General features: G+C 52.2%; 23 protein-coding genes. 11 read left to right on the top strand and 12 right to left on the bottom strand.

Translation table 11 applies throughout. From position 1 onward, the window contains the following. Nucleotides 1-43 precede the first annotated feature (43 nt). From HU175_RS24950 to HU175_RS07980, 5 genes are all read left to right on the top strand, one after another. Nucleotides 44-178, top strand: coding sequence for a hypothetical protein (locus tag HU175_RS24950; RefSeq protein WP_255433121.1), 135 nt, complete (start codon nt 44-46; stop codon nt 176-178). Nucleotides 179-330: 152 nt separating this feature from the next. After that, a complete protein-coding gene (locus HU175_RS07995) occupies nt 331-1,443 on the top strand; it encodes an acyltransferase family protein (RefSeq protein ID WP_176566092.1) in 1,113 nt (370 codons plus the stop codon). A gap of 160 nt (nt 1,444-1,603) precedes the next feature. Continuing rightward, nucleotides 1,604-2,401, top strand: a complete 798-nt coding sequence (locus tag HU175_RS07990; RefSeq protein WP_176566091.1) for an SDR family oxidoreductase — start codon at nt 1,604-1,606, stop codon at nt 2,399-2,401. 1 nt (nt 2,402) lies between these two features. After that, on the top strand, nt 2,403-2,756 hold the full coding sequence (locus HU175_RS07985; RefSeq protein WP_176566090.1) for a hypothetical protein: 354 nt from the start codon (nt 2,403-2,405) through the stop codon (nt 2,754-2,756). An 8-nt stretch (nt 2,757-2,764) separates the two neighbouring features. After that, on the top strand, nt 2,765-3,679 hold the full coding sequence (locus tag HU175_RS07980) for a helix-turn-helix domain-containing protein (protein WP_176566089.1): 915 nt from the start codon (nt 2,765-2,767) through the stop codon (nt 3,677-3,679). Between the two features lie 18 nt (nt 3,680-3,697). Here the strand turns inward: HU175_RS07980 and HU175_RS07975 are convergent, their stop codons facing one another. Both HU175_RS07975 and HU175_RS07970 read right to left on the bottom strand, forming a co-directional pair. Beyond that, entirely contained in the window at nt 3,698-4,894 is a 1,197-nt protein-coding gene (locus tag HU175_RS07975) for an FAD-dependent monooxygenase (protein WP_176566088.1), read from the bottom strand. Nucleotides 4,895-5,021: 127 nt separating this feature from the next. Next, nucleotides 5,022-6,008 (bottom strand): FAD:protein FMN transferase, encoded by a 987-nt coding sequence (locus HU175_RS07970; RefSeq protein ID WP_176566087.1) that lies wholly within the window; start codon nt 6,006-6,008, stop codon nt 5,022-5,024. A gap of 436 nt (nt 6,009-6,444) precedes the next feature. Here HU175_RS07970 and HU175_RS07965 point away from each other — a divergent pair, with 436 nt between their 5' ends. Further along, nucleotides 6,445-6,654, top strand: coding sequence for a hypothetical protein (locus HU175_RS07965; RefSeq protein ID WP_176566086.1), 210 nt, complete (start codon nt 6,445-6,447; stop codon nt 6,652-6,654). A 5-nt stretch (nt 6,655-6,659) separates the two neighbouring features. On the opposite strand, the gene HU175_RS07960 is transcribed toward HU175_RS07965, so the two are convergent. The 3 genes from HU175_RS07960 to HU175_RS07950 form a co-directional block, all read right to left on the bottom strand. Beyond that, nucleotides 6,660-7,496, bottom strand: coding sequence for a sugar phosphate isomerase/epimerase family protein (locus HU175_RS07960; protein WP_176566085.1), 837 nt, complete (start codon nt 7,494-7,496; stop codon nt 6,660-6,662). A gap of 156 nt (nt 7,497-7,652) precedes the next feature. Then, a complete protein-coding gene (locus HU175_RS07955) occupies nt 7,653-8,573 on the bottom strand; it encodes a DUF1338 domain-containing protein (RefSeq protein WP_176566084.1) in 921 nt (306 codons plus the stop codon). 21 nt (nt 8,574-8,594) lie between these two features. Further along, nucleotides 8,595-9,359, bottom strand: coding sequence for an acyl-[acyl-carrier-protein] thioesterase (locus HU175_RS07950; protein ID WP_176566083.1), 765 nt, complete (start codon nt 9,357-9,359; stop codon nt 8,595-8,597). Between the two features lie 60 nt (nt 9,360-9,419). Between HU175_RS07950 and HU175_RS07945 the strand changes: the two genes are divergently transcribed. Both HU175_RS07945 and HU175_RS07940 read left to right on the top strand, forming a co-directional pair. Next, entirely contained in the window at nt 9,420-10,760 is a 1,341-nt protein-coding gene (locus HU175_RS07945; protein WP_176566082.1) for a D-arabinono-1,4-lactone oxidase, read from the top strand. A 66-nt stretch (nt 10,761-10,826) separates the two neighbouring features. Continuing rightward, on the top strand, nt 10,827-11,876 hold the full coding sequence (locus HU175_RS07940; RefSeq protein WP_176566081.1) for a methyltransferase: 1,050 nt from the start codon (nt 10,827-10,829) through the stop codon (nt 11,874-11,876). Nucleotides 11,877-11,973: 97 nt separating this feature from the next. Here the strand turns inward: HU175_RS07940 and HU175_RS07935 are convergent, their stop codons facing one another. Next, nucleotides 11,974-12,882, bottom strand: coding sequence for an SDR family oxidoreductase (locus HU175_RS07935; protein WP_176566080.1), 909 nt, complete (start codon nt 12,880-12,882; stop codon nt 11,974-11,976). Nucleotides 12,883-12,989: 107 nt separating this feature from the next. Here HU175_RS07935 and HU175_RS07930 point away from each other — a divergent pair, with 107 nt between their 5' ends. Continuing rightward, on the top strand, nt 12,990-13,826 hold the full coding sequence (locus HU175_RS07930; protein WP_176566079.1) for a helix-turn-helix domain-containing protein: 837 nt from the start codon (nt 12,990-12,992) through the stop codon (nt 13,824-13,826). Nucleotides 13,827-14,225: 399 nt separating this feature from the next. On the opposite strand, the gene HU175_RS07925 is transcribed toward HU175_RS07930, so the two are convergent. After that, on the bottom strand, nt 14,226-16,025 hold the full coding sequence (locus HU175_RS07925) for a thiamine pyrophosphate-dependent enzyme (protein ID WP_176566078.1): 1,800 nt from the start codon (nt 16,023-16,025) through the stop codon (nt 14,226-14,228). A gap of 329 nt (nt 16,026-16,354) precedes the next feature. Here HU175_RS07925 and HU175_RS07920 point away from each other — a divergent pair, with 329 nt between their 5' ends. Beyond that, nucleotides 16,355-17,542, top strand: coding sequence for a cation:proton antiporter (locus HU175_RS07920; protein ID WP_176566077.1), 1,188 nt, complete (start codon nt 16,355-16,357; stop codon nt 17,540-17,542). Between the two features lie 20 nt (nt 17,543-17,562). On the opposite strand, the gene HU175_RS07915 is transcribed toward HU175_RS07920, so the two are convergent. The 4 genes from HU175_RS07915 to rsfS form a co-directional block, all read right to left on the bottom strand. Then, nucleotides 17,563-18,774 (bottom strand): DUF1501 domain-containing protein, encoded by a 1,212-nt coding sequence (locus tag HU175_RS07915; protein ID WP_176566076.1) that lies wholly within the window; start codon nt 18,772-18,774, stop codon nt 17,563-17,565. A gap of 23 nt (nt 18,775-18,797) precedes the next feature. Continuing rightward, the gene (locus tag HU175_RS07910) at nt 18,798-20,237 is read right to left on the bottom strand and encodes a DUF1800 family protein (RefSeq protein WP_176566075.1); all 1,440 of its coding nucleotides are present in this window, start codon (nt 20,235-20,237) and stop codon (nt 18,798-18,800) included. Between the two features lie 286 nt (nt 20,238-20,523). After that, on the bottom strand, nt 20,524-22,551 hold the full coding sequence (ftsH, locus tag HU175_RS07905) for an ATP-dependent zinc metalloprotease FtsH (RefSeq protein ID WP_176566074.1): 2,028 nt from the start codon (nt 22,549-22,551) through the stop codon (nt 20,524-20,526). A 123-nt stretch (nt 22,552-22,674) separates the two neighbouring features. Continuing rightward, nucleotides 22,675-23,070: a ribosome silencing factor gene (gene rsfS / locus HU175_RS07900; RefSeq protein WP_176566073.1), complete on the bottom strand. Its 396-nt coding sequence runs from the start codon at nt 23,068-23,070 to the stop codon at nt 22,675-22,677. A 110-nt stretch (nt 23,071-23,180) separates the two neighbouring features. Here rsfS and HU175_RS07895 point away from each other — a divergent pair, with 110 nt between their 5' ends. Next, a complete protein-coding gene (locus HU175_RS07895; protein ID WP_176566072.1) occupies nt 23,181-23,960 on the top strand; it encodes a biotin--[acetyl-CoA-carboxylase] ligase in 780 nt (259 codons plus the stop codon). A gap of 47 nt (nt 23,961-24,007) precedes the next feature. Here the strand turns inward: HU175_RS07895 and pafA are convergent, their stop codons facing one another. Then, nucleotides 24,008-25,678: an alkaline phosphatase PafA gene (pafA, locus tag HU175_RS07890; protein ID WP_176566071.1), complete on the bottom strand. Its 1,671-nt coding sequence runs from the start codon at nt 25,676-25,678 to the stop codon at nt 24,008-24,010. Nucleotides 25,679-25,755 lie beyond the last annotated feature (77 nt).

Raw genomic sequence — 25,755 nt, 5'->3', positions numbered from 1 at the left:
AACTCAATTAACAAAGACTTACGAATCAAAAAAGCATAAGTCTATGCTAACAGACATAATTCCTAAATTACCAATGCGGGACAAAAAGCTGACAACAGTATTCTACGTAGACAAGTTAGGTTTCACTATACTTTCGGATTACGAAGATTACCTGCTGATAAAGAAAGACAGCAATTAACTAAATTCATTTCTTTAGATTCGATGAATTTGCCCCAAACGAAAATGCTGGCCAAGTCTACATCCGAACCGACAACATAGCTAGTTGGTACCACAGGAGTAGGTGCGGAGAAACTTCAAAAACAGCATGATCTGAATCCAGTAGATTGACGAATGAACAATAACAATCTCGGTACAAAGCCGCATTACCAGGTACTAGATGGGCTTCGGGGCGTAGCAGCCATCATCGTAGTCTTCTTTCACCTTGCCGAGCCGCTGGCCAGTAGCCACCTCGACAATGTTGTCAATCATGGGTACCTGGCGGTTGATTTTTTCTTTCTCCTGTCCGGCTTTGTCATTGGGTATGCCTATGACGACAGATGGGACAAACTAACCATCAGTGGCTTTCTCCGGCGCCGGTTCGAGCGGCTGCAACCACTCGTTGTGCTGGGCATGACGCTCGGCGCCATCACCTTTTACTTTACCGACTCAACTATCTGGCCGCTCATCCACACCATCCCCGTATGGAAGCTGATTATTGTCTGGCTGATAGGTTGTACGATTTTACCCGTCCCGCTGTCGATGGACATCCGCGGCTGGCAGGAAATGCATCCGCTCAATAGCGTTGGCTGGTCTTTATTTTTCGAGTATATCGCCAATGTGCTCTACGCGCTGGGTCTACGAAAACTATCGAATAAAGCCCTGGCTATTTTTGTCGCATTGGCTGGTGCCGTGCTTTTGCATTTTGCGGTTACAAATCCGAACGGAGACATTACCGGTGGCTGGACATTTAATGTCGAACAGATGCGTATTGGCCTGATCCGGACAATTTTCCCCTTCTTTGCCGGTCTTCTTTTATCACGGGTAGCACGGCCTGTCTACATCAAAAATTCGTTCCTGTGGTGCAGCCTGTTGGTAGCGGCTGTATTGCTGATGCCACGACTAGGTGGTGCCGAACATCTCTGGATGAATGGGCTGTACGAAGCATTTTGCATCATCATTGTCTTTCCGCTCATTGTCTATATCGGTGCCAGTGGTGTGGTGCGCAGTCAAACGGAAGAAAAAATCTGTCGATTCCTCGGTGATCTTTCCTACCCCCTGTACATGACGCACTACGTGCTTGTCTATTTCTACGTGGCCTGGGTCAGCAATCACAAGGGCATTACGTTAGGGCAGGCTCTACCCTATGCCTTGCTCACATTTTCAGGCGCTATCGTGCTGGCTTACGCCAGTTTAAAATGGTACGACGAACCGGTACGAGCCTGGTTGCGGCAAAAGCTGAAGTAGCGGCCAGGAATTCTAATTCTTTACATATCGTCCTGTTCGTTAGCGGCTAGAAACATCTCTCAGCCCCGCCCACCCTCCCTTTCTACTACAACATTCCGACTTTTGACTACGTCCGCTGTTGGCCTGCTGCGGAGCTTTGTCGTACCAAAAAACGGAAACGATGAAACTAGAGAATAACACCATCCTGATCACCGGCGGAACGAGTGGTTTCGGTCTTGAGTTTGCCACAAGACTCATTGCGCTAGGCAATACCGTGATTATTACGGGCAGAAACGCCCGGAAGCTGGAAGAAACCAAACAGAAACTGCCAGCTGTGCATACCGTCCAGAGCGACGTCAGCAAAACGGAAGACATCGTCGGGTTATACAACCAGGTTACCCGGGATTTTCCTGGTCTGAATGTCCTCATCAACAATGCCGGGGAGATGCGGAAAATCAGCCTGCACGAGCCCCATGAACTCGATGATATTACCCGCGAAATTGATATTAACCTGGTGGGTCCTATTCGCATGGTACAGCAGTTTCTGCCCCATCTGAAAAAGCAGAAATCGTCGGTGATTATGAACGTTACGTCTGGTATTGCGTTGGGAGCTTTGCCAATTTCGCCCATTTACAGCGCCAGCAAATCGGGGTTACGATCCTACACGCAGGCGTTGCGGGTGCAGCTGAAAAATACCGATATTAACGTGATCGAATTGGTAGCTCCCGGTTCTTCCACGCCACTGAATGACAAGTTCATGAACGAAGACGGTTTCAGCACGAGTATGTTGATGGCCCCGGAAAAGATTGTTGACGCGGCCATTAAAGGAATGGAACAGGATACGGACGAAATCTATCCGGGGCTTGCCAAAGCTATGCGTATCCTGAGTCGGGTTGCGCCCAAGTTTGCCCTTGCGCAGGCTGCGAAAATGGGAGCATCAACCATGTACGGAACAGATCATCCAAATAGCAACTACTAAAATGATAAAGAACCTCATTTCACTAGCCCTGCTGTTGGTTTCGGTTTTTCTGTCCTTCAAACACGGGTGGGATTCACTGAACGTCAAAGCCAATCCCGGATCAGCCAACATGATGTCGGCACTGGGCATCAGTCCTACGTATGCGCCGGTTCTAGGTGCCCTTTCCATCCTTACCGGGCTGCTGCTGATGTTTCCAAAGACCTTCTTTCTTGGCAATCTGCTCAACGCCATCACCATCGTCACCATCATGGCGCTGGCCCTGAATGCCGGCAACCCAAGAATTGCATTGCTGGAAATTCCGTTTCTGCTTATGCCTCTGCTTCTGATCTGGCTGAGCTATCCGTTTAAATCTTAATTTCGGTCATGGCAAACACCAAACCCATCAGAATACAGTCTATCACGGAGGGGCATCGGCTGACAGGATTACCCAAACCTCAGCATCCACTCATCAGCATTATAGACTGTGCGGACCTGCACCGTAACAGCCACGCCGGCACCCCGGCCGCCATCTGTGATTTTTATACCGTAACGTTGAAAAGAGGCTGCGAAAAGCTGAGTTACGGTCAGCAAAAATATGATTTTGATGAGGGCGTAATGGCGTTCGTAGCGCCTAATCAGGTATTGCGGGGTCCGTCGGACGGCCCCCCGATTACGCTTGAGGGATGGATGCTGTTTATTCACCCCGATTTTTTGTGGAACACACTACTTGCCCAGAAGATCAGGCAGTACGAATACTTTGGCTATTCTACCCACGAAGCCCTGTTTCTATCCGACAAAGAAGAAACCACGATCAACAACATCATTGATAACATCAAGCAGGAGTACCAGGCCAACATCGACAAATTCAGTCAGGACGTAATTATTGCCCAATTGGAGCTATTGTTCACCTACGCCCAGCGTTTTTACGAACGGCAGTTCATTACCCGGAAAATCACCAACAGTAAAGTGCTGGACCGTTTAGACGCGCTGTTGTCAGATTATTTTACCCACGAGGATTTACTGAACAAAGGACTTCCGACGGTTCAGTACGTTGCCGATACGCTCAACATCTCAACCAAATATTTGAGTAGTCTGCTCAAGCAACTCACCGGGCAAACCACGCAGCAGCTCATTCACGAAAAACTCATCGAGAGAGCAAAGGAAAAACTCTCCACAACCGAGTTGTCCGTGAGCGAAATTGCGTACGAGCTAGGTTTTGAGCATCCACAGTCGTTCAGTAAACTTTTCAAGGCGAAGACCAACCAGAGTCCGCTGGCCTTCAGGGCTTCATTTAACTGATACTGGTAGGTTTCCAAGTTACCTGTAGTCGGGTAAGTCGATTCCCTCCTCTTCCTGCTCATCATCATCGGAACTGAACAGACCGATCACCTTCTGAACCGGTTTACTGGCAACAATTTCGGCTACCGTGTTTAGTACGGATACGCCAAATTTCGTTTCGGGATAAACGAATCTGGGTGTACCTGGTGGTAGTTTCTGTACCTGCTCGACGTAGGGGCGCAACCGCTTTTCGTAAGCGGCAAACGCATCTTCGTGTCGTTCATGCCGCGCGAGTTCACCCGCCAGAATATACGACCCCACGATGGCCAGCGTAGTACCTTTGCCGCTGATCGGCGTGGGGCAGTAGGCCGCGTCCCCAGCCATCGCCACCCGCCCATTCGACCAGCGGGGCGCTTTGATCTGTCCTACCTTATCCAGGTATAGATCGTCCGATGCGTCGAGAGCCTTACTGATCCGATCGGCTTCCCAGCCTGCACCGGCCAGTTTGGTTTTCAGTACGTCCTTCTGCTCCTGAGTCGTGCGTTTTTCGTAAGTTTCTTTATCGTCTTCCAGGAAAGCCACCGACGCCCGGATGGTGCCTTTGTTGTCGGGACGAAGCATGAGTACCCGACGGTCGACGGCTGTATACCAGCGCCACCAGTCGTTGTCGTTCTCCTGCCGGGGAATGGTCATGTAGGAGACGTACAGACCCAGCGACTTAAATTCGGGTTCGTCGCCAAACATAAGTTTTCGGGTACGCGACCGCACACCGTCAGCCGCAATCACCAGTTGATACGTCTCGGTTTTACCGCTTTCAAAGGTCACCTGTACGTCGTCGGGACGCTGCTCCAGAGCTGTTATGAAGTCGCCGAAGCGGTAGTCGACAGATTCTTTCGAGCAGTTATACAGGATATTAACCAGATCGCCCCGCAGGATCTCCAGTTCGCGGGTACCGCTGACCGAGCCGTCTTTGGGAAACGCCCCGGATACCTCGCCGTCCTGCCCGATTATCTGCAGGCCAACTTCGGTCGTATTAGCTTCCCGGATGGCGTTTTCGATACCCATTTTTCGAACCACCTTCCGGGCCGGGCCATTAACATCGATGTTTTGCCCACCCAATCGTAGCGATGGGGCCCGTTCGACGACCGTAACGTCGAAGCCGTATTTAGCCAGCCAGTAGGCCAGTGTCGGACCGGCAATGCTGGCCCCGGATATAAGTACTTTTCTTGCTGCCATTACCAGTGAATTGGTCCAGTTCGATGGACTGTTTACTAGCAGTACCGCTGGTATAGGTATTTTGTTTGTTTACTGATAGTACCGGGTTTCGGCCCGTTCAGAAATTCATCCATTCTGGTCCTTTCGACTACAGCTGGCGTTGTTCTACCCCTAAGCCCGGCGAGGAAACGATTTGCCCGGTGTCAGTGATGAGGATATACTGATAGGCAGGATATTGCCGAATGAGTTTAAGCCCAGCGGTTTCACCCAGCACCATAATCGACGTACTGAAGCCATTAGCCGTTTCGGCACTGGGGCCAAACACCGTTACGCTGCTGATACCCGTAGCCGGGTAACCGGTTTTGGGATTGATGATGTGGGCGTACCGTTTACCGTTGAACACCACAAACTTTTCGTAGCTCCCCGACGTAACGACGGCGGGTTTTCGGAGAGGTACAATAGCAAAAATCGTGTCTCTGTGCAGTGGGTTGGTAATTCCAATAGACCAGTCACGCCCGTCGGGTTGTTTACCCCAGGTACTCATATCGCCCGAGCCATTGACAATCCCGGCTTTGATGCCTTTCGCCAGCATCATATCCCGGCAGCGGTCGGCGGCATAGCCCTCTCCCAGCGCCCCAAAGCCAATTTTCATGCCCTTCTTTTTGAGAAAGATCGTCGACTTCTCACGATCCAGCACAATGTTCTGATACCCTACATTCCTCACTGAATTTTTAATCGCGTCGGGGCTCGGCATCTCGGTCATTGAGCCATCGAATTTCCAGATGCGGTTCATGGCAGCAAAGCTGATATCGAACGCGCCATTGGTAATCTTCGAGAAACGTAGCGCCCGCTCGGTCAGGGCAAATACTTCGGGATCGACCGGCACTGGTGCGATACCGGCGTTCTGATTAACTTTGGAAATCTGCGTGTACGAGCGCCAATCGGAAATTAGATTCTCAATACGGGTTACTTCAGCAATGACTGCATCAATGTGCTGCTCGGCCGACAGCGAATCCTGGGCGACGATAGTAATATCCCACCGGCTCCCCATCAGCTTCACTGTTCGTTTTCGCAATACCTGCGCCTGAGCACTCCACCCTGATACAAGCAACAGGAAAAAAAGCACTTTTTTCATCCCGCAAAACTCGGCAGGATTAGTTGAAATTACGAGCGATACAGTTTCGCAAGAAGGGGACGATCCATCCAGTTCGGATCAGGACGACCTGTTCCGTTGCGGCATATAGCATTGGCAAAAGACCATTGACGCGATAAAATAGTCAATGTCCCAGCCTGGCTTGTTGTCATAGCTGAACGCTACCTCGTCAGCCATGAAACAGATCCTTCCTTTCGTTGTTATTGTCGTTGTTTTCGCAGCCTGTTCCAAAAACAATGACCCAACCCCATCAGGACCAGCATCTGTTGTTGCTGGCAATTACAATCTCAGTGCCTTTCTGTTTTTGGAAGGGGCGGATACGTTGTACCTTCCACAACTACCAGTAACCAGTTAGAACGTTACGGTATCCGGCACGCTGGGATTTACGCAGGTCAGTAACTCGACTAATTTTGTCAATATGCTGGTAACGCTGAAAGCGACGGGCTCTGCCGATGTTCCATTCCCGCTCGACAGCGTCGAAGTACGGCAAAACGGCAGTTCGTATGGACTTTACCTGGGTACCTTATCGTTAGGCGTAGCGGATGGAACTACAGTCAAGTTTGACGTATCGCAGACTGATTCACAAACGGGCGAACGTTTTCGACTTGCCTTTAACGCCCAGCGCTAAACCCGTCATTTCACCTGCTCCAGAAACTCCAGACTAACAGGCACCTGCTCCATCGACCGCGACGATTCGTCCTCGATAAAATAGTGCTTTACGGACGTTTTCCGGGCCTGTTTCAGAATGGCAGCAATGCCTACGTCGCCCTGCCCCAGTGGTACGTTTGATTCCACGTCAGCGCGGCCAGTTTTGGTATCGGGTGTGCCGGATTTGCGATCTTTCAGGTGCATCAGCGTAAAGCGCCGGGGGTATTTTTTCAGCAATGCCACCGGGTCTAAACCAGTCGATTTCACCCAGTATACGTCCATCTCAAAGTTGACGTATTTGGGATTCAGGTTCGCTACTAGGTAATCGAAGAACGTACCGTTCTCATAGGGCTGAAATTCATAACCGTGGGTATGGTAACAGAGTTTGATGTCGTTGTCGTCCAGGAGCCGGCCAGCGGTGTTGAATACATCGACCGCGTCGTTAGCGTTGTAGATCGTGAATGTATCGCCGGGGTGCGGAATCCAGGCGCAGGTAACGTATTTCACACCCAGCGCTTTGGCCTGCTCAATAATACCCGGTACATTGTTTTCCAGTTCCTCAAAACTGGCCCCGGTGCTGATGGCTTTGATGCCATTCTGATCCAGTAGTTTCCGAAAATCAGCGGGGCTCAGACCGTATGTACCAGCCACCTCCACTTCGCGGAAGCCCATTGCCTTAACTTTTGCCATAGTACCCGGAACGTCCTTCTCGAACTGCGTCCGGAAACTATAGAGTTGTAACCCCACAGGGGCGGGTCTCTGCGCCCGGGCGTTGATAAGCAAGCAAAGCAGACAGACGAATAAGGCAACTGGGGTTTTCATGCCTGAATCTAATCAACCGTTATCGATTCGTCAAAAGCATCTTGCATTGACAGAATTACAGCCGGGCCGCGCCACGGTGGCCACCGGGCGGATTTAAAGGATTCTGACTATAAATCCATTTTAATCCTGTCAATAAAAAAACTTGTATGAATTAATCTACCGATTGGTCTGCGTAGTGAACGTGCTCTCGAAAATCTTGTCGGCATTGCCCGCTTCAAACCCTTCGCGCCGTTGCCCACGCCCGATCTGATTCGCCGGTAAATCCCGGAACTGGGGTAATACGCGTCGTTCGGCAAACTCGACGTAGGAACCCGCAATGCGGAACACATCCCCCCCCGCAAACTCGGCGTCGATCATCTGCGCTACCGTCGATGCCTGGCGCAGATCGCCATCCGGACTGACCTTAATAACGCCCCCGGCCGAGTTCAGCCGGAGCCCGTGCTTTTCCAGAAAGGCCACAAATTCCTCGATGGTGTTGTAGCCTAGCTTCAGGTTGTGGACGCTAATTGTGAAGTGATTCAGGTAGTAGCGGTTGTAGATAACCCAGGCGGCATACTCGCTTTCGGCCAGCAGCGCCTGGTAATCGGTCAGCGTGGGCGTCGTCCAGAGGGGCTGGTGCAGGAACGCGTCGACTGCATTACCGTCGTTCAGGTCCAGCACATCGACCGGGTCACTGGTTACGGTATCGGTGTAGCGGTGAATGATTTCCTGAGCTTCGTCGGACAGTTCATGCACGCGGAGTTCACTAACAAAAATGCGGGGGTAGTGCGGCTCCGGTGGCGCATACCAGTAGGCCGTTAGTTTCTTGCCGGTGAAGTTGTATTCGTCGCGTTTTACGTAACCGTAGTGGCTGAATATCTTTTCGAACGACGCAATACCCAGATTAGGAACGCCCATCGTCCGGAAGGCAATATGGTCATTTTCGATCTCTATCGGAGACGCAATAATTTTTTCGTCAATCATGGCGTCGACGATACGCTGCACATCGGGCACGCGTTCGCTATATCGGCGCATCAGCCCACCCAGCACCGTATCCAGCGGGGTTGTTTTGGACGTATCGTTATTGAAAGCTATCATACCTGTTGACAGTCTGTTTAGTTAACTCACCCGCCACCGGCTTCGTGCCAGCAGAACCTCTTTAGCCGCTTCGCCCGGCTGCTGGGCCTCCAGCTCGATCCGGTGGACAATACAATCGGTGGTTTCCAGCGCCCATTGAATCCGTAACTGGTCTTTCCAGTGGGTTTCGGCGCGGTATACTACGTCAATTTCCGCCAATTCGCGGGTCAGCAGCGTTTTTCGATCAACGGCCTCCAGCAGCCACTGCACGTACGCTACGTTGTTAACGTGCTGATTCTGGTCAATACTCGTCCAGCCAACTTCCACGAGCCGCTCCGAGACCGCTTCCCACTCATTCAGCTGAAAGTCCGGTTTCAGCGGCAGCCTCGACAACGCTTCCACCTCGGGCGGTACCATCATAGCCCGGATAAAAGCGGGCAGCGGCACCATCGCCCGTCGCGCAATCGAAAACACCAGCCATGTACTGGCGGCATCGGCCAGCAACGTACCATCTTCGGCCAGCACCCGAAAATCACGGTAAATGAAGTATTTTTCAACAAATGTTGGATACGTAACCACGCGAATTGTCTGCCCGTAGCGTGGGTAGTGGTGCATCCGTACCCGGAATCGCATCAGCATCCAGCCAAAACCCTGTTCGGCCAGGTCAGAAATACCAATGCCATAGGTAATAGCATTTCGGTTCGCCGACTCCTGCATCAGGTTCATCAATGCCCCCATGCTCATCCGGCCGGTTGCATCACATTCATAACCGCGCAGGGTGTATTCATCCATCTGAATAAAAGCCATGTCGTAAAGGTAAGGTTGCTGTTGGTTTTCTGAGTAGCTTCGTAGCCAACCCTTAACACGATGGAAAAACGAACGTTCATTAAATTATCCTCTGCTATGCTGGCAACGCCTTTTCTTTCTCCGCTGGAAGGCTGGCTTCCCGACGAAAAAATCCAGAACTGGGCCGGTAACCTGATTTATAGCACCAGCAGACTGGACCAGGCCAAATCACTCGATCAGGCGAAGGCCATTATCCGGAAATACCCGAAGCTGAAAGTACTGGGGACGCGCCACTGCTTCAACACCATTGCCGACAGCACGCAGCAATTTATGGGTTTACCACCCAATGAGCAGGCGATTCAACTAGATACCGACGCAAAGACCATAACGGTCGACGGTGGGCTGAAATACGGGCAGTTGGCGCCTTATCTGGACAGCAAGGGTTTTGCCCTGCACAACCTGGCATCGCTGCCGCACATTTCCGTAGCCGGTGCCTGCGCGACAGCCACGCACGGGTCGGGGATCAAGCAGGGAAACTTGTCTACGGCGGTTTCGGCGATGAAAATCGTGACGGCGAAGGGCGAGACCCGAACGCTATCGCGTAAGAACGACGGCGACACATTTCGGGGGGCCGTCGTGCATCTGGGTGCGCTCGGTGTCGTAACCCGCGTCACCCTCGACGTTCAGCCGACGTTTCAGATGCGGCAGTACGTGTACGAAAACCTGCCAACAGCGCAGCTGAAAGACAATTTCGAAACGATTATGGGCAGTGGCTACAGCGTTAGTCTGTTTACCGACTGGCTGAAAAACCGCATCAACGAGGTGTGGGTCAAGAGTAAAGTAGACGACAGCAAATCAACGCCGGAAGCCGATTTCTACGGCGCCACCCCTGCCCAGAAAAACCTCCACCCCATTGTCGAAATCTCCGCCGAAAACTGCACCGCACAGATGGGCGTACCGGGCCCCTGGTACGAGCGGATGCCGCATTTCAAAATGGGCTTTACGCCCAGCAGCGGTAAGGAGTTACAGTCGGAGTACTTCGTCCCCCGCAAAAACGCGGTCGATGCCATTCTGGCCGTCGAACGCCTGCGCGAACAGATCAATCCGCACCTGCTGATCTCGGAGATACGTACCATCGACCAGGATGATTTCTGGATGAGCCCCTGCTACAAACAACCCAGCGTTGCCATCCACTTTACCTGGAAACAGGACTGGCCAGCGGTGAAAACGCTTTTGCCGATGATTGAGAAGGAGCTATCGCCCTACAACGCCCGGCCGCACTGGGGGAAACTGTTTACGATGGCGCCGTCGGTACTGCAATCACGTTACGAAAAGCTGGACGATTTCCGGAAGCTCGTGAACGAGTACGACCCAACCGGCAAATTCCAGAACGAGTTTCTGACGCATAACCTCTTCAGTTGACTTGAACTCTGGCAATACCAGAGTTCACTCCATTACTTACTACGCCCCTCCGGGGAGATTTTCTGCATGTTTAGTACTACTCAACTTGACCTCGCTCCTATTACCCGCCACCTGCGGGCCATGTACGGCTCCCGACTCTTGGTAGCCGCCGTTTGTCATGTAGGTGTTTTTGATACGTTAGCCAATGGTCCTCTCTCGCTGGATGAGCTACGCCAGCAGTTCGACCTGGCCGAACGCCCGGCGATGGTTCTGTTTCCGGCACTCTGCGCTATGGAGCTACTTGATTACGACGAATCGAACCGGCTGCGAATTACAGACCTTGGGCGTTACATTACGCAGCGCAGCGCGATAAACCTTGTTGGCTACGTGGGTCTGGAAAAAGATGACGCGGGTGTTCTGGAGATGGTTAGCCGGCTTCAGAACGATGGCCCGCTGGACGCGGCCGATGGCATTACGTACGTGAAAGAAGGGAATGGCCCGTCGCCCATGGACGACCCGGACCTGGCTCGTACCCTCACGTTGGGTCTGGCGGGTCGCGCGCGCCATCTGTCGCCTATCGTGGCCGCCACTATGAGCCAGCGCGACGGGCATTTGCTGGACGTAGCCGGCGGTACGGGTTATTATACCTACGAGTGGCTGCTGGCCAATCCAGATTCGACCGCCACGATACTTGACCGCCCGGCGGTGCTGGCGGTTGCGGCCGAACTACTCGATGAATTCTGCCAGAGTGGCAGACCCGGTGCCGATAGCGTAAAAGAGCGCGTAACGTTCCTGCCCGGCGATATGCTGACGGATGAACTACCGCAGACCGACATCCTTCTGGCGGCCAGTCTCCTGCACGACTGGCCGACGCCAACCTGCCAGGTCTTAGTCAACCGGTTTGCTACCGCTATCCGGCCCGGCGGAGAACTGTGGGTGCACGATACGTTCCTGAACGATACGCTGGACGGTCCGCTGGCGGCAACGGATTACTCGGCCGCGCTTTTCTGGGGCACCAAAGGCCGCCTGTACAGCCGCGCCGAACACCGGGCCTGGTTCACCCAGGCCGGTCTGACACCAACGGCCGATAATCTCCCAACCCAGATGGATTACAGCCTGATCTGGGCGCGGAAGTAAATACAGTTTTTTGTCATGCAGACGTCAGGAAGCATTTTGACGTATTCTAACGTCTGCATGACGAAACCTTCTCGTTACGTGGCTAATCTCAGTATTACTAAAAAGCAGGCGCGTAATCACGGGCAAAGTCTATGAAGGTACGGGCTGGTTTTCCCGTTACGTCCTGTACGTCGGTCGTCACGGCTGAGGCTTCGTTCCGGCTGTAGTGGGCGTAGTCTTCCAGTAATGCTTCAGCCTGCCATTCCGGGAAATCGGCAACGATGAGCGCATCGTGCATAGCCTCAGGCGGAACGTCGACAAACGTAATGTGTCGGCTCAACGCAGTCGATAGCTGTTCGGCCATTTCTGCGTGGGTTAATGCTTCGGGGCCGGTCAGCGTGTAGGTTTTGTTATCGTGCCCTTTTTCAGTCAGCGCGGCTACGGCCACGGCGGCAATATCCCGAATGTCGATGGCGCTGATTTTAGCATCGCCAATGGCCGCAAAGAACTTACCCTGCTCCACAATCGGCTGACGGAAGCCCAGCAGCCCCTGCATGAACAGGTTCGGCCGCAGAAACGTGTAGGTTATACCCGACTCACAAATGGTCTGCTCGACCACAGCATGGTAGCGCAGAAAACGCACCGGTGAATCAGCTGCTGCGGCAAACTGTGACAACTTGACGATATGCGGCACCCCGGCCCGCTTTGCCTCGGTCACGAAAGCCAGTTGCTGCGCTTCGGCCTGCTCCGACGAGTTGGTCAGCAGAAAGGCTCGTTCAATACCCGCGAGGGCCTGAGCCAGGGAAGCAGGATCGTTGAAATCACCTTCGACAAGTTCAGTACCCGGTAACGCGGCCAGTTGGTCGGCTTTCTGACGTGACCGTACCATCGCCCGAAACGGAATTCCCCGTTCGGATAATAACTTCGTAATTGCCTGGCCGATAGTTCCAGTGGCCCCTGTAATGAGCAGGGTTGGCGCGTTTGCTTTAGTAACCGTCTGCGCGGCCGAATTTGCCTGAGTTTCCATGTGTGTATCTAATTATCGATTCGTCAGTTGACCCAAACCGTAGTGATCTGCGTTTTGATAAGACAAAGGTCTGTAGGCAGACTCCGCCAAACTTGTAAGAAAACGAAATGGTAGCGCCGACACATAGCCAATTGATTGACGCCGACGACCGGCTGGCAACCGTTTTCCGTCATTTTTACTGCGTTCAGCAAGCACCGGATGCGCCCGCTATTCAGCAGAAGCTACTGCCCCATTACGAAATGATGCTGGCGTTTAATTTTGGGCCGCCCATTTCGTTTACCGTGGGCAATCAGGAGAAACGTATTGAGCAAGTGACTATTCTCGGACCTTTGCAAAAAATGCTTACCTACACGCTGCCGCCCGGAACAGATCTGATCGTGATCAACTTTGCGCTCAATGGTTTCTACCGGCTTCTAGGGCTTCCCATCGATCAGTTGTCGACAACAACGCCAGATTCGGTGATCGATGCGTCTCGTTTTGAGGAGTTATGGACACAGCTGGTAGAGACACCACCCCTTTCTGATCGACTGGAAATACTGACCAAATATTTTTTGGACTGCATAACGCCACTCAATGATGAAACCATTACGTTGCTTAACAGCATTCCTTATTTTCAAAATTCAGCCATTGAACCGGTAAAAACGCTGGCGCAGGAACAGGGCATTTCGCCAAGAAGTCTGCAACTGCGCCTACGAACTCAATTTGGTTACTCGGCCAAAGAGATGACCCGTTTTTTGCGTTTCAAACAGGTACTTATGTATTTGCAGAATACCACAAACCCCGCCGACGTTGACTGGCTGGAACTGGTGTCCCGTTTTGGCTACTATGACCACAGCCACCTCAGTAAAGATTTTACGTACTACCTGAACGTTACGCCCCGGCAATTTCTCCAGCAACTGGCGCACGGTAATGTGTGCAGCAGTAAGCCCGGTAGGTTCTATTAGTGCCTTGGTTAGTTCGGTTGTACACTGCTTCCCCTCACGGCAGCGGCCGCCCGTCCCCAGAACGGGCTAATCTTGTAGAGGTTTCACAAGGTGGCGAATTAAGCTTAGTTTGTAGCTACTTACCACCCCCCGGCCCCCTCCGCAACGGCGGCTCGGCTAGAAAAATAGGGAGGGGGAGAAAAGATCACTTCTGCTTGTCCTCCTCCTGTCTTAGGAGGGGGCCGGGGGGTGGTAAGAGCAAATGCCGACAAGATTAACAGAACAGGAGAGGGGCCGCTGCCGTGAGGGAAGACAACGAGGAGAGAACCTAACCAGCTAATAACACTACTAGCCATAAAACGACGCAGGAGCCGAAAGACCACTTTCGACTCCTGTGCATTTAGTGAGATCCTCTCATCCTTATCCCAGCCCCGGAATAACGTCCAGCAAACTACGCCCTTTGGTCGCGACAGCTTCGTTGAACTGGTTGACTACCAAATTTTTGATAATTTCACTCCGGTCGCGCTCACCCCGGGCCAGGGCTTTAGCGAACTCAAGCGCCTGCTCGGTTGTGATTTTGCCCGGCATGGGCGGCTCGTTCTGATCGACAATGGCGTCGACAATGACGGGGCCGTCGTGGGCCAGCGCCTGCCGGATTACACTATCGGCGTTTTTGGGATCGTCAATGGTGAAACCAACAGCCCCGCAGGCCCGCGCGTAGGCAGCAAAGTCGATCGATTGCAGGTCAACGTTGAACTCGGGGTTACCTTCCATTACGATCTGCTCCCACTTGATCTGACCGTAGGAGTTGTTGTGGAAGATGAAAACTTTGATGGGCAGTTTGTATTTCACCGCTGTCGCCAGCTCGCCCATCAGCATCGTAAAGCCGCCGTCACCCACCAGCGCCACAACCTGCCGACCCGGGTAGGCAACGGAAGCAGCAATGGCATAGGGGAATCCGGACGCCATGGTAGCCAGCAGCCCCGAGGTCGAAAACTTCATCTCGTCCCGAAGCTGAATATGCCGGGCCGCCCAGGTCGTGTTATTACCGCAGTCGCACGTAATGATGGCATTGTTCTGCAGCAGCGGACTGAGTATGTGCGGAATAACCTGCGGTTTCATCGGGATAGTGTCCTGTGTGGCCCGCTCGGTCATTAGTTGACGCCAGTGGGCCATTCGCTCCTGCGCTTTTTCCAGAAAACTCCGGTCTTTTTTGGGCTGAATCAGGGGTAATAATCCCTGTAAAACCGCTTTACAGTCGCCCAGCAAGCCTACTTCAACGGGCGTTCGGATACCAATGTGCGCTGCATCAATGTCGATCTGCACCGTGCGGGCCTGCCCAGGTTTGGGAAAATACTCGAAGTACGGGAAGTGCGTTCCCAACAGAATCAGCGTATCACATTCCTGCATAGCATCCTGCGAGGGAGCCGTTCCTAACAGGCCAATCCCCCCCGTGGTATGTGGGTCTTCGTCGGGAACAACGCCTTTGCCAAGCAGGGCTTTCAGGATCGGGCCGCCTACGGCATCGGACAGCGCAATAACTTCATCCCGCGCATCCAGGCAGCCCCGCCCCGCCAGAATCGTTACTTTTTTACCGGCGTTGATTACCTCAGCCGCCTGCTGCAACTGCGCCAGCGACGGTGCTACGTCATAGCTCACGCGGGTCGCGCTGCTGTGATCAGCAATGTTAGACGCCGTCCGTTTATCGTCACTGACCTCCCAGTCCTGATAATCTTTCGGGAACGAGATATGTGTTACCGTCCGCTGCCCCAGTGCCGTACGGATGGCCTGATCGACAACATTCTCAACGTGATCCGGTCCCATTACCCGTTCGTTGTAAGCGGCCAGATCGGTAAAAACTTTCACCAGATCAACGTCCTGCTGGTAGAACGTACCGCTGAGATCGTGGGTCGTGTGGCCGGTAATGGCCAGCACCGGCTGATTATCGTATTTGGCATCGTAAAGGCCGTTCATCAGGTGAATGCCCCCACACCCCGACGTCGCCAAGCAAACACCCAGCTTACCGGTAAATTTGGCGTAGCCACAGGCCATGAACGCAGCGGCCTCTTCATGACGCACCTGAATTACCTTTATTTTATCCTGATGCGTACGTAATGATTCGTAAATACCATTGATGCCATCGCCGGGGAGACTGAAAATCGTATCGACGCCCCAATCTAAAAGTCGTTCGACCAGTAGGTCGGCTCCAGTTTTTGCCATAACGAATGAGTTAGAAACAAATGAAACAAGCAATAAACCATCAGCGGGTTCTCTGCCTGACAGTTTATTTTATTTAACCGTCACTACATCATTCTGGTTGTTAGAAGCGCTAAAGATTAATCGAGTTTAAACAGGTAAGATCTACCCAGATCCATCGTTAACCTTCCTGTATCGATGGGAGTTAATCGGTATAGAATATAGCGCTGGTTGCCTCCTTTCTGGCATCTTCGCTGTATTTTCGGGAGGTTGGCGGCTCAGGTACAGGCTTGTTTACTCACTAAAAAAAAGCGCTGAACGACGCACAAATCCCTGATTTTACCACCGTACGTATGAGAAATACTGAACTGATTATCGTACTCTGTTTTGTCGTTTTACTTTCGTACCTGTTCGATTTACTCAGCCGTCGGTACCGAATTCCGTCCGTTATTCTGCTGCTGGCGTCGGGAATTGGCCTGCGTCAGGTTACGGATCTTATTGACGTAAAAATACCCTACGTCGACCGGTTGTTACCCGTTTTAGGTACTATTGGGCTTATCCTCATTGTGCTCGAAGGAGCTCTGGAGCTGGAAATATCATCAGATCGCTTCCATTTGATCAAGCGCGCTTTTCTGACAGCCCTGGTTTCCATTGTGGTGACGACACTGGCAATTGGTTTGTTTTTCTCGCTGTGGCTGGATCAGTCTTTTGCCCGAAGCCTGCTGACCGCCATTCCCTTTGCCGTGATCAGCAGCGCCGTTGCCATTCCCAGCGTCCGGAACTTTTCGGCCATCAGCCGGGAGTTTGTCACCTACGAGTCGTCCATGTCCGACATCATGGGGATTATGGCTTTCAACTTTGCCGTCTACAACGTACCGGGCGGCTGGTGGTCGGTGTTTGATTTTGTGGAGGATACGATTCTAATCTGCGTTCTGTCGGTCGTGAGCTGCATTTTTCTGCTATACCTGATCAGCGTGATCAATCACCCGGTTAAGTACTTCCCGATTATTACCTGCCTGATCCTGTTTTACAACATCGGCAAACTCTATCATCTGTCATCGCTGCTCCTGGTACTGGTATTTGGCCTCTTCATGAACAACACGGAGTTATTTATTCGAGGACCATTGCGACGCTGGTTTAACAATGACCTGTTCGAAAGCGAGCTGGAGCAGATCAAGAATCTGACCGGCGAAACGACGTTCGTTGTCCGGACCTTTTTCTTTCTGCTCTTTGGTTACGCCACCGACCTCAATCTGCTGCTGGAACCGCAAGCCCTACTGGGTAGTTCGGTACTGGTTGCGTTGATTTTCCTGATTCGGTTCCTGCTGTTCAAAGGGATGGTCGCCAAACAGCTCATGGCCGTTATTCCGATTGCGCCCCGTGGGTTAATTACGGTACTGTTGTTTCTAAGTATTCCTAACAGCCTGTGGCTGCCCGGCTTTCCCTCTGGCACGCTGATGCTGACGGTAATTCTAACTGCGCTGGTGATGACCTGGGGATTGCTCAGCTACCGCGAAGAAGGCGAATTGATCCATCATTAACGCTTCGTTTCATCTGCCGCTTAAACAAAATTGAGCGTATCGAACTTCTGGCCCAGGATCGCTACGTCGTCGGCTTTGAGCCAGTTACGTAACAGCGACGCGTAGATTGTCCGGAAATCGACGGTGTATTTCAAATCCCCTTCGTCCAGATCGATCAGGTTCGGCGCTTCGTTGAATACGCTACCAGGCCGCAGGTTTCCTCCAACCAGGAAAATATTGTTGGCAGTTCCGTGGTCGGTGCCATTACTGGCGTTCTGTTTTACCCGGCGGCCAAACTCCGAAAACGTCATCAGCAATACGTCTTTCTCGCGGTCTGCGGCTTTCATGTCGCCCATAAACGCTTTCACGGCGTCGGCATACTGGCGTAACAGCCGCTCCTGTTGACCCGGCTGGTTAATGTGCGTATCGAATCCGGATATAGAGATGTAATACACGCTGGTGGCCACACCGGACTGGATCAGCTCCGATACGGTCTTCAGGCGATTGCCCAGCTCCGTTGCCGGATAGGTTCCCTGCGTGCGGTTAACCTTACCCGCTTTGTTGTACACATAGGCCGCCGACGAGTTTGTTTCGGCCAGGGTTTTATACAGGTAGTGCAGATTATCCGATTCGGCTGCGTGGTCAGCGTCCAGCTTTGCCAGTCCGTGTACGAACGAGTTCTGGGTCTGATTATAGAGCTTTTTCGGGTCCAGCATAGCCAGGCCATTGACCTGGTCGCCTTTCATCGCTAGGCTGAGCGTATCGTCGACCTCAATGGCCTGATGGGGCAGACACCCCGAGCCGGAACAACTGGCATCCAGGTAGCGTCCCAGCCAGCCCGTCGACAGGTACTGGTCCGATCGACTGGCCGTTTGCCAGATGTCCATCGAGCGAAAATGCGACCGATCCGGATTTGGGTAACCTACGTTGTTAACCACCGTTACCAGCCCGTCGTCATACAGCTTTTTCAGCGATTCCAGGGCCGGGTTGAAACCAATCTCATCATTTAATTTCAGTACTTTTTCGCCAGGAATAGCCAGTGTTGGGCGCTCCCTATAGTAAACGTCGTTTCGGAATGGCACGACCGTATTGAGCCCGTCGTTACCACCTGAAAGTTGCACGATGACCAGCGTTTTTCCGGTAGCCACGGGCGTGGCAAGCTGGTTAATCTCGAATGCTTTCAAAAAGTTAGGAATGAGCATCGTTCCCGCTACGGTCAGGCCCGACTGCTGTAAAAAATCTCTCCGTTTCATACCGAATCAGATTTTAGGGACGATCAGCACAGCTGGTATTCAGGCAGGGCCATGAGCGCAATCGTCAGATTTTTGATTTGTTCAGAACGGGTTTCGCCCGGTTTTAATCGCTGCAGTACCAGTTGGCGCTGGGCTTTCCCAAGTGGTTGCTGCAGGAGATACTGCGCTAACGTATCGGGTAATTCAGCGTCAGGTACGTCAGCAAACGGTTTATCGAACGTAGTCCAGTCGGCCGTTACGTTGGCGAACCCATTCCCTTTTCGGTCCAGCACCTGCGTGTTTACGTCCCCATCCTCCTTCGGTCGAACGGTCACTGCATCAGCTTTGAGAATAACGTCGGGCAGCTTCATCCGGAACAACAGGCTCGAACTGTCGATCCAGTTACGGCCACTGGGCCAGCCTGCTACGTTAGGCGGGTAAAAAAGCACCTGTCCCAGCGTTTTCTGCACGAACACGAGCGGCTGTTTCTGCGGAAACGTAATGGTCAGCGCATGCTGCATGCCCACTAATAGTTCGACCGGCGATTTGACACGATTACCCACATAACGACTGTCATAAAACCAGTCGGCCGTCAGGATAGTCTGTATTAGATCGGCAATGTCGTACCCGCTGGCGTAAAACTGCTCCGTCAAGGCAGTAAGTCGTTTCGTCGTTACTGAATCCGTAGCAGGCTGGTCGTCGACCAGAAAACGATACAATTTTGTCGCGATAAAGTGGGCGGTCTCTTTCCGGGTCAGTAAAAGCTGGATGACATCCTCTCCCGTAAAATTTCCGGTCTTGCCGAAAATAGTTTTCTTCCCGTCGTCATGCTGCCGCGGGCGGAACAAAAATTCGGTTTCGGCGTTGAAGCCCCAGCCCGTAAAGGCGCGGGCGGCTTCTTTGATGTCATGCTCCGTATAATTACCCCGCCCAAGCGTGAATAACTCCATCACCTCACGGGCAAAGTTCTCATTTGGGGCATTTTTTCGGTTCTGCTGGTTATTCAGGAACTGGAGCATCGCAGGTTCTTTCGATACCGCCATTAACAAATCCCCAAACTTGCCGAGCGTGTGCTGCCGAATGGTATTCACGTATTGCTGTACGGCGGCAGGATTGCGGACGCGGCAGGCGAAATGATTGTGCCAGAAGAAAGCCAGCTTTTCGCGTACTACCCCTTCGCCCAAAGCCATCCGTTCCAGCCATTGCACATTCAGATCCCGAATCTGCTCGTTCTGCCGCCGAATTTGCTGTTTCAGCTCGTTACGGTCCAGCATACCATCCTTCACCAAACCGCGCAGTTCTTTCCGACGGTCAGGCTGCTCTGCGCCGGTTAGCGGCACAAAATCAGCACTATCTTTTACCAGTTTCTTCACCAACTGCCTGATCGACGCCTTATTCGTTTTCTGAATCACGGCTGGCGTAGCGCCAAAACCCGCCCGCCAGTACAGGTGCTGAACTTGTTGCTGTTGACTACGTTTATCCATGATCGATCAGACCGTTTTGAGTAGCTAAGCCTGTTACACTCAAGACCCGTCTTTGCCAGCGGTTTGCCCACTCGCATGCAAAGACGCGGTTAATTGGTTCATTAGGTGCCAAGTATGTCCAAACCCTGCGCCACTCATGCTATTTTATAAGAATTATTTTTTTGAAGCGCCTGTCTTTGAGTCAGTAACGTATCAACAGCTTACTCCATTGTCGGTTATTTATAAATGCAGAAAGGGCTTTCTCCGCTGGAGAAAGCCCTTTCTGCATTTATAATCTGTTCGCAACTTACATCGGCAACGTTTCGGGTTCGATTTCAGAAGGCTTGGCTTCTTTGCCAATTTCTTCTTTGATCTCTTCGGCACCTTTGTTTTTGTAAGCCTGGTACACCGTTTCGCGTTCAAAAGGTCGTTTTCCGATCAACCGAACCAGATCGTTCTGGTACAGAATCTCTTTGGCGAGCAATTCTTTCGCGATGATCTCCAGCGCATCTTTCTTCTCGGTCAGCAGATCCTTGGTCCGGTTATAGGCTAACTCGACGATCTTACGAACTTCTTCGTCGATGTGTTTAGCGGTTTCTTCCGAATAAGGCTTGTTGAACGCGTAGTCCGACTGTTTTGAATCGTAGAACGATACGTTACCAATCTTGTCGTTCATGCCGTACATGGTCACCATGCTGTAAGCCAGCTTGGTGATCCGTTCCAGATCGCTAAGCGCCCCCGTCGAGACTTTACCAAAGACCAGGTCTTCGGCCGCCCGGCCACCCAGTGCCATACACATTTCGTCCATCAGCTGCTCGGTGCGGTACAGGTACTGCTCGCGGGGCAGATACTGGGCGTAGCCCAGGGCGGCAACCCCACGGGGTACGATCGTTACTTTAACGAGCGGATCAGCATGCTCCAGGAACCAGCCCGATACCGCGTGACCGGCTTCGTGGTAAGCAACGATCTCTTTCTCTTCCGGCGAGATCAGCTTGTTTTTCTTCTCCAGACCACCGATCACCCGGTCCATCGCATCCTGAAAGTCTTCCATATCGACAGCTTCCTTATCACTGCGAGCGGCAATCAGGGCTGCTTCGTTGCAAACGTTGGCAATCTCGGCACCAGCAAATCCAGGTGTTTGAGCTGCGAGTTCACGAGGATCAACGTCGTTCGACAATTTGATTGGTTTCAGGTGTACCTTGAAAATGGCTTCCCGACCAACGATGTCTGGTTTGTCGATGCTGATCTGACGGTCAAAACGACCGGGCCGCTGTAGCGCCGAATCCAGTACGTCAGGGCGGTTCGTTGCCGCCAGGATAATGATTCCTGAATCGGTAGCAAAACCGTCCATTTCAACCAGCAGCGAGTTCAGCGTATTTTCGCGTTCGTCGTTAGCACCGGGCATAGAACCCCGGCCCCGTGAGCGACCAACGGCGTCGATCTCATCGATAAAGATGATACAGGGCGCTTTTTCTTTTGCCTGTTTGAAGAGGTCACGAACACGGGCCGCTCCTACCCCTACGAACATCTCGACGAAGTCGGAACCCGATAGAGAGAAAAACGGCACACCCGCTTCACCCGCCACGGCTTTTGCCAGCAGGGTTTTACCCGTACCTGGAGGGCCAATCAACAGAGCACCTTTTGGAATTTTAGCGCCCAGCTTCGTGAATTTGCCCGGATTTTTCAGGTAATCAACAATTTCCTTGATCTCTTCTTTGGCTTCATCCAGACCCGCTACGTCGCTGAACGTAATCTTTACCTTATTATCGGCATCAAACAGAGCGGCTTTGGATTTACCAATGTTGAAGATCTGGCCGCCCGGTCCGCCGGCGCCCGACATACGGCCCAGCAGAAAGTACATGGCCAGGATCATAACGATCAGAAAGCCCCAGGTACTGATAATGCTACCAAAGTCACTTCGCTGCTCGAAGCGGTACTCTACTTTTTCGTTGTCAGGGAAATTCTGCTGCAGGGCGTCAAGGTCCTTCTTGAAGGTCTCGCCCGAAGCTACCTGAAACTGGTAATGAGGACCACGGCTGCTACCGAAATACGATTTATCAGAAAACAAATTCTTGTATTTCGGACTCTGGGCAGCCTGCTGCGTTAGCGTCACCTCAGCAATTTTGTCATTCACAACAATGACCTCCGACACCTCATGGTCTTTCACCATACGCTCGAACCGCTTCTGAGAAGTCTCCCGGACAGCCGAGCTCCGGTTAAAGAACGTAATGCCGAGGATCGCAGCAATCAATACCGCCACAATCCATCCCTGAAAGTTGGGCTTGCGCGGTCCCCCACGGGGTACTAACGGATTCTTACTATTGTTTTCTGCCATTTCCTCAGGTTGTACAAAACAGATTTCAAGGGTAACACGGTTTTACAAACGAATGTTTCTACAGTAAAACCGTTAGGATAAGTGGTTAAAACAACCCACAGACGGTGGGAAATTTGTTTGCTATCAGGAAACTGCCGACAACGAATCTTCGGTAATTAACTGAATTTCGGCGTCGCCCCACAACTGTTCCAGATCATAGAACGAACGACGGTCTTTTTTGAATACATGCGCAACAACATCTACGTAATCCAGCAAGATCCATTCCCGGTTCATTTTTCCTTCTTTATGCCACGGGTCCTGCTTGCTGGCTTTGTAAACTTCTTCTTCGATAGATGTCGAAATGGCATCAATCTGCGTATCAGAATTACCTGAACAAAGAACAAAGTAATCACAGATGGCATTTCTAACCTTCCGTAGATCCATTACGACGATGTCCTGGCCTTTTTTTTCCTGCATACCGCGAACGATAAAGTCACGGATCTGCTCGGGGGTAAATTCACTGGTTTTGTTGATTCTCATGCTTTCCGATTAACATTGCACGGTTTGTTAACGAGCGGGTACTCTGCCGGGTTGTCAGGAACAACTACAGCACCATACATTAACAACTTACTACTAAATTACATAATCTTTTGTACAAAATCTATCCCAAAACGCTTTTCGTCGGCCAAAAAGTACAATATCTGCCAAGCTGTCAGTCAACTAACGACGAAGCGTCAGCAATGATTGTCCAGGGAGCAGCGGGCGATACACTGCCCGATGAAGGTACCCTTGTCATTACCGACTACCAGACGGCTGGTCGGGGCCAGCGTGGTACCATATGGGAAGCACAGCCGGGTCAGAATCTAATGGCTTCGCTGCTGTTACGCCCCTCTTTCCTGATAGCCTCCGAACAGTTCTGGCTGAATATGGCCGTTTCTCTGGGTATCTATGACACGCTGTCGCCCCTGCTGGATAGTGCGCTGCGTATTAAGTGGCCTAACGATCTGTATGTTGGTAACAAAAAACTGGGGGGAATTCTTATTGAAAACAGTATTCAGGGGTACCGTATTGCCTGGTCGATCATTGGTATGGGTCTGAATATCAATCAAACCGAGTTTCCGCTTACTACGGCTACCTCTCTTCAGCAGGAATCTCCCCTACCCGATAGTTATCACCTGCCGGGTCTGCTGCGTTCGCTGTGCGAATCACTGGAACGACGTTATCTGCAATTACAGCATGGTCAGCGCGATACGCTGAAAGCAGCTTACCTGAACACGCTGTTCCGCTACCAGGAACAGCATACGTTCAGCCGCGCGGGCGAATTATTCGACGGGACAATCACGGGTATCGATGAGGCAGGCCGACTGGCCATAACCGAAGGGGCTGCGGTTCGTTACTACGCCTTCAAAGAAGTTCAGTTTGTTCTGTAACGACACCTCCCACCAATGGCCGCCATTGGTGGGAGGTGTCGTTACACTTACTTGGCAATCGCTTCCGGGACGGGGTTCCCTACGCAGCCATTGGGTTCCAGAATGCCCAGTAGGGCCGTGACCGTTGGCGCAATATCATGGATATGCGTCCGGCGGAGGAGCTGCCCGGGTTGAATCCCCCAGCCATACATCAGGAATGGGACGTGGGTATCGTACGAATACGTAGTACCGTGGGTCGTTCCCCGGGTACGACCTTCGAACCAGCCTGCTTCCAGCATGACGTAAAAGTCGCCACTCCGATTCGGATGATAAACGTTGCGGAACATATTTGCCTGAATCTCGGGCATGGCTTCTGAACCCAAATCGTGCAGATTCACAACGTTAACGATGCCCCGCTGTTTCATCAGCACGCTTTGCAGTAATTCATAAACCTGCTGGATCGGGATCTTCTTCTGCGCCAGCAATGAGTGATTCAGGTACACCTGCTGATTGAAGTAGGATAGCATCCACTTTCCGGGGCCATACGTCCGTTCAAGGGCGTTTTTAACCGAGTCGCCGATTTCGCCGTATCCCTTTACCCCCGACGGAATCCGGTATTCTTTCAGAAAACCTGGTACGTCGGCGGCACCGTGGTCGGCCGACAGGAAGGCCAGCCATTGGCCTTTGCCCACGCTGGCGTCCAGCTCAGCAAACAATTCAGCCAGTTGTTTATCCAGACGCAGGTAGTTGTCTTCCGTTTCGATGGAGTGGGTCCCGAACGCATGGCCGATATAATCCGGGGATGAGAAACTGACGCAGAGCATATCCGTTACGTCGTGCTGTCCTAATTTCTCGCCCTTCAGGGCGGCTACAGCAAAGTCTTTCGTGATCTGATCACCGAAGGGACTGGTGCGAAGCAGCTCGTACTTAGGCGTACCGGTCTGCACAACGAACTCGTGCGGAAAAACCGGCTTGGCTTCGCCGGGCAGCGTTGCTTCATACGGTTCATCATCAACCGTACTTTCAACATACTGATTGGCGGGAAGGCTCATCTCCCACTTCTTGGTAATAAACTGCTCCGGTAGTTTACGGCCATTGAACTCCTGCACCCACTGCGGCAGGTCTTTCCGGTAATAGGTACTGGTAATAAAATTCCCGTCTTTCGAGTCGAACCAGTAGGCACCGTCGGCGGCATGGCCGGCGGGCATGATTGCTCCCCGATCTTTCAGGGCAATCCCAACCACTTTCGACCGACCGTCGGTGGCAAGTTTGAGCTGATCGCCAATGGTCGTCACCAGCAAATTCCGGGGCGACATCAGACCGGCGGTACCCGTATTACCCACCGTTTTCACCGTGGTATCTTCCGCGCAGTACATCAACCGACCCAGTTTACGGTCGTAGAAATCATTGCCGACAATACCGTTCAGGGCCGGGGCCGAGCCGGTATACACAGCCGCGTGGCCAGGACCTGTATACGTTGCTGCGTAATGGTAGTGGTTATTACGGGCGTTAAAGCCCTGGTCCAGCATCCGGCGGAAGCCGTTAGGGCCGAATTTATCGTAGTAGCGGTGTAAGTAATCGTACCGCATCTGGTCGACCACGATTCCGACAACCAGCTTCGGATGTTTAGCGCCTTTCGTTGCCGTAGCGAGCTGTTTAGGAGTAGACCGGGTCGATTTAGGGGATTGAGCCAGGGCGCTTGTTGCCAGAAGCAGCAGGCAAAGAACGGACAGACGCATGTAGGAAACAGGAGCTTAGTTAGAAAATCACTGTGCAAAGGTAGTGACCCTTCCCTGAAGTTCATCATTCTGCATCG

The organism is Spirosoma sp. KUDC1026 (assembly GCF_013375035.1).
Taxonomy (GTDB): domain Bacteria; phylum Bacteroidota; class Bacteroidia; order Cytophagales; family Spirosomataceae; genus Spirosoma.
This window is presented reverse-complemented; position numbering and strand designations above follow the sequence as displayed.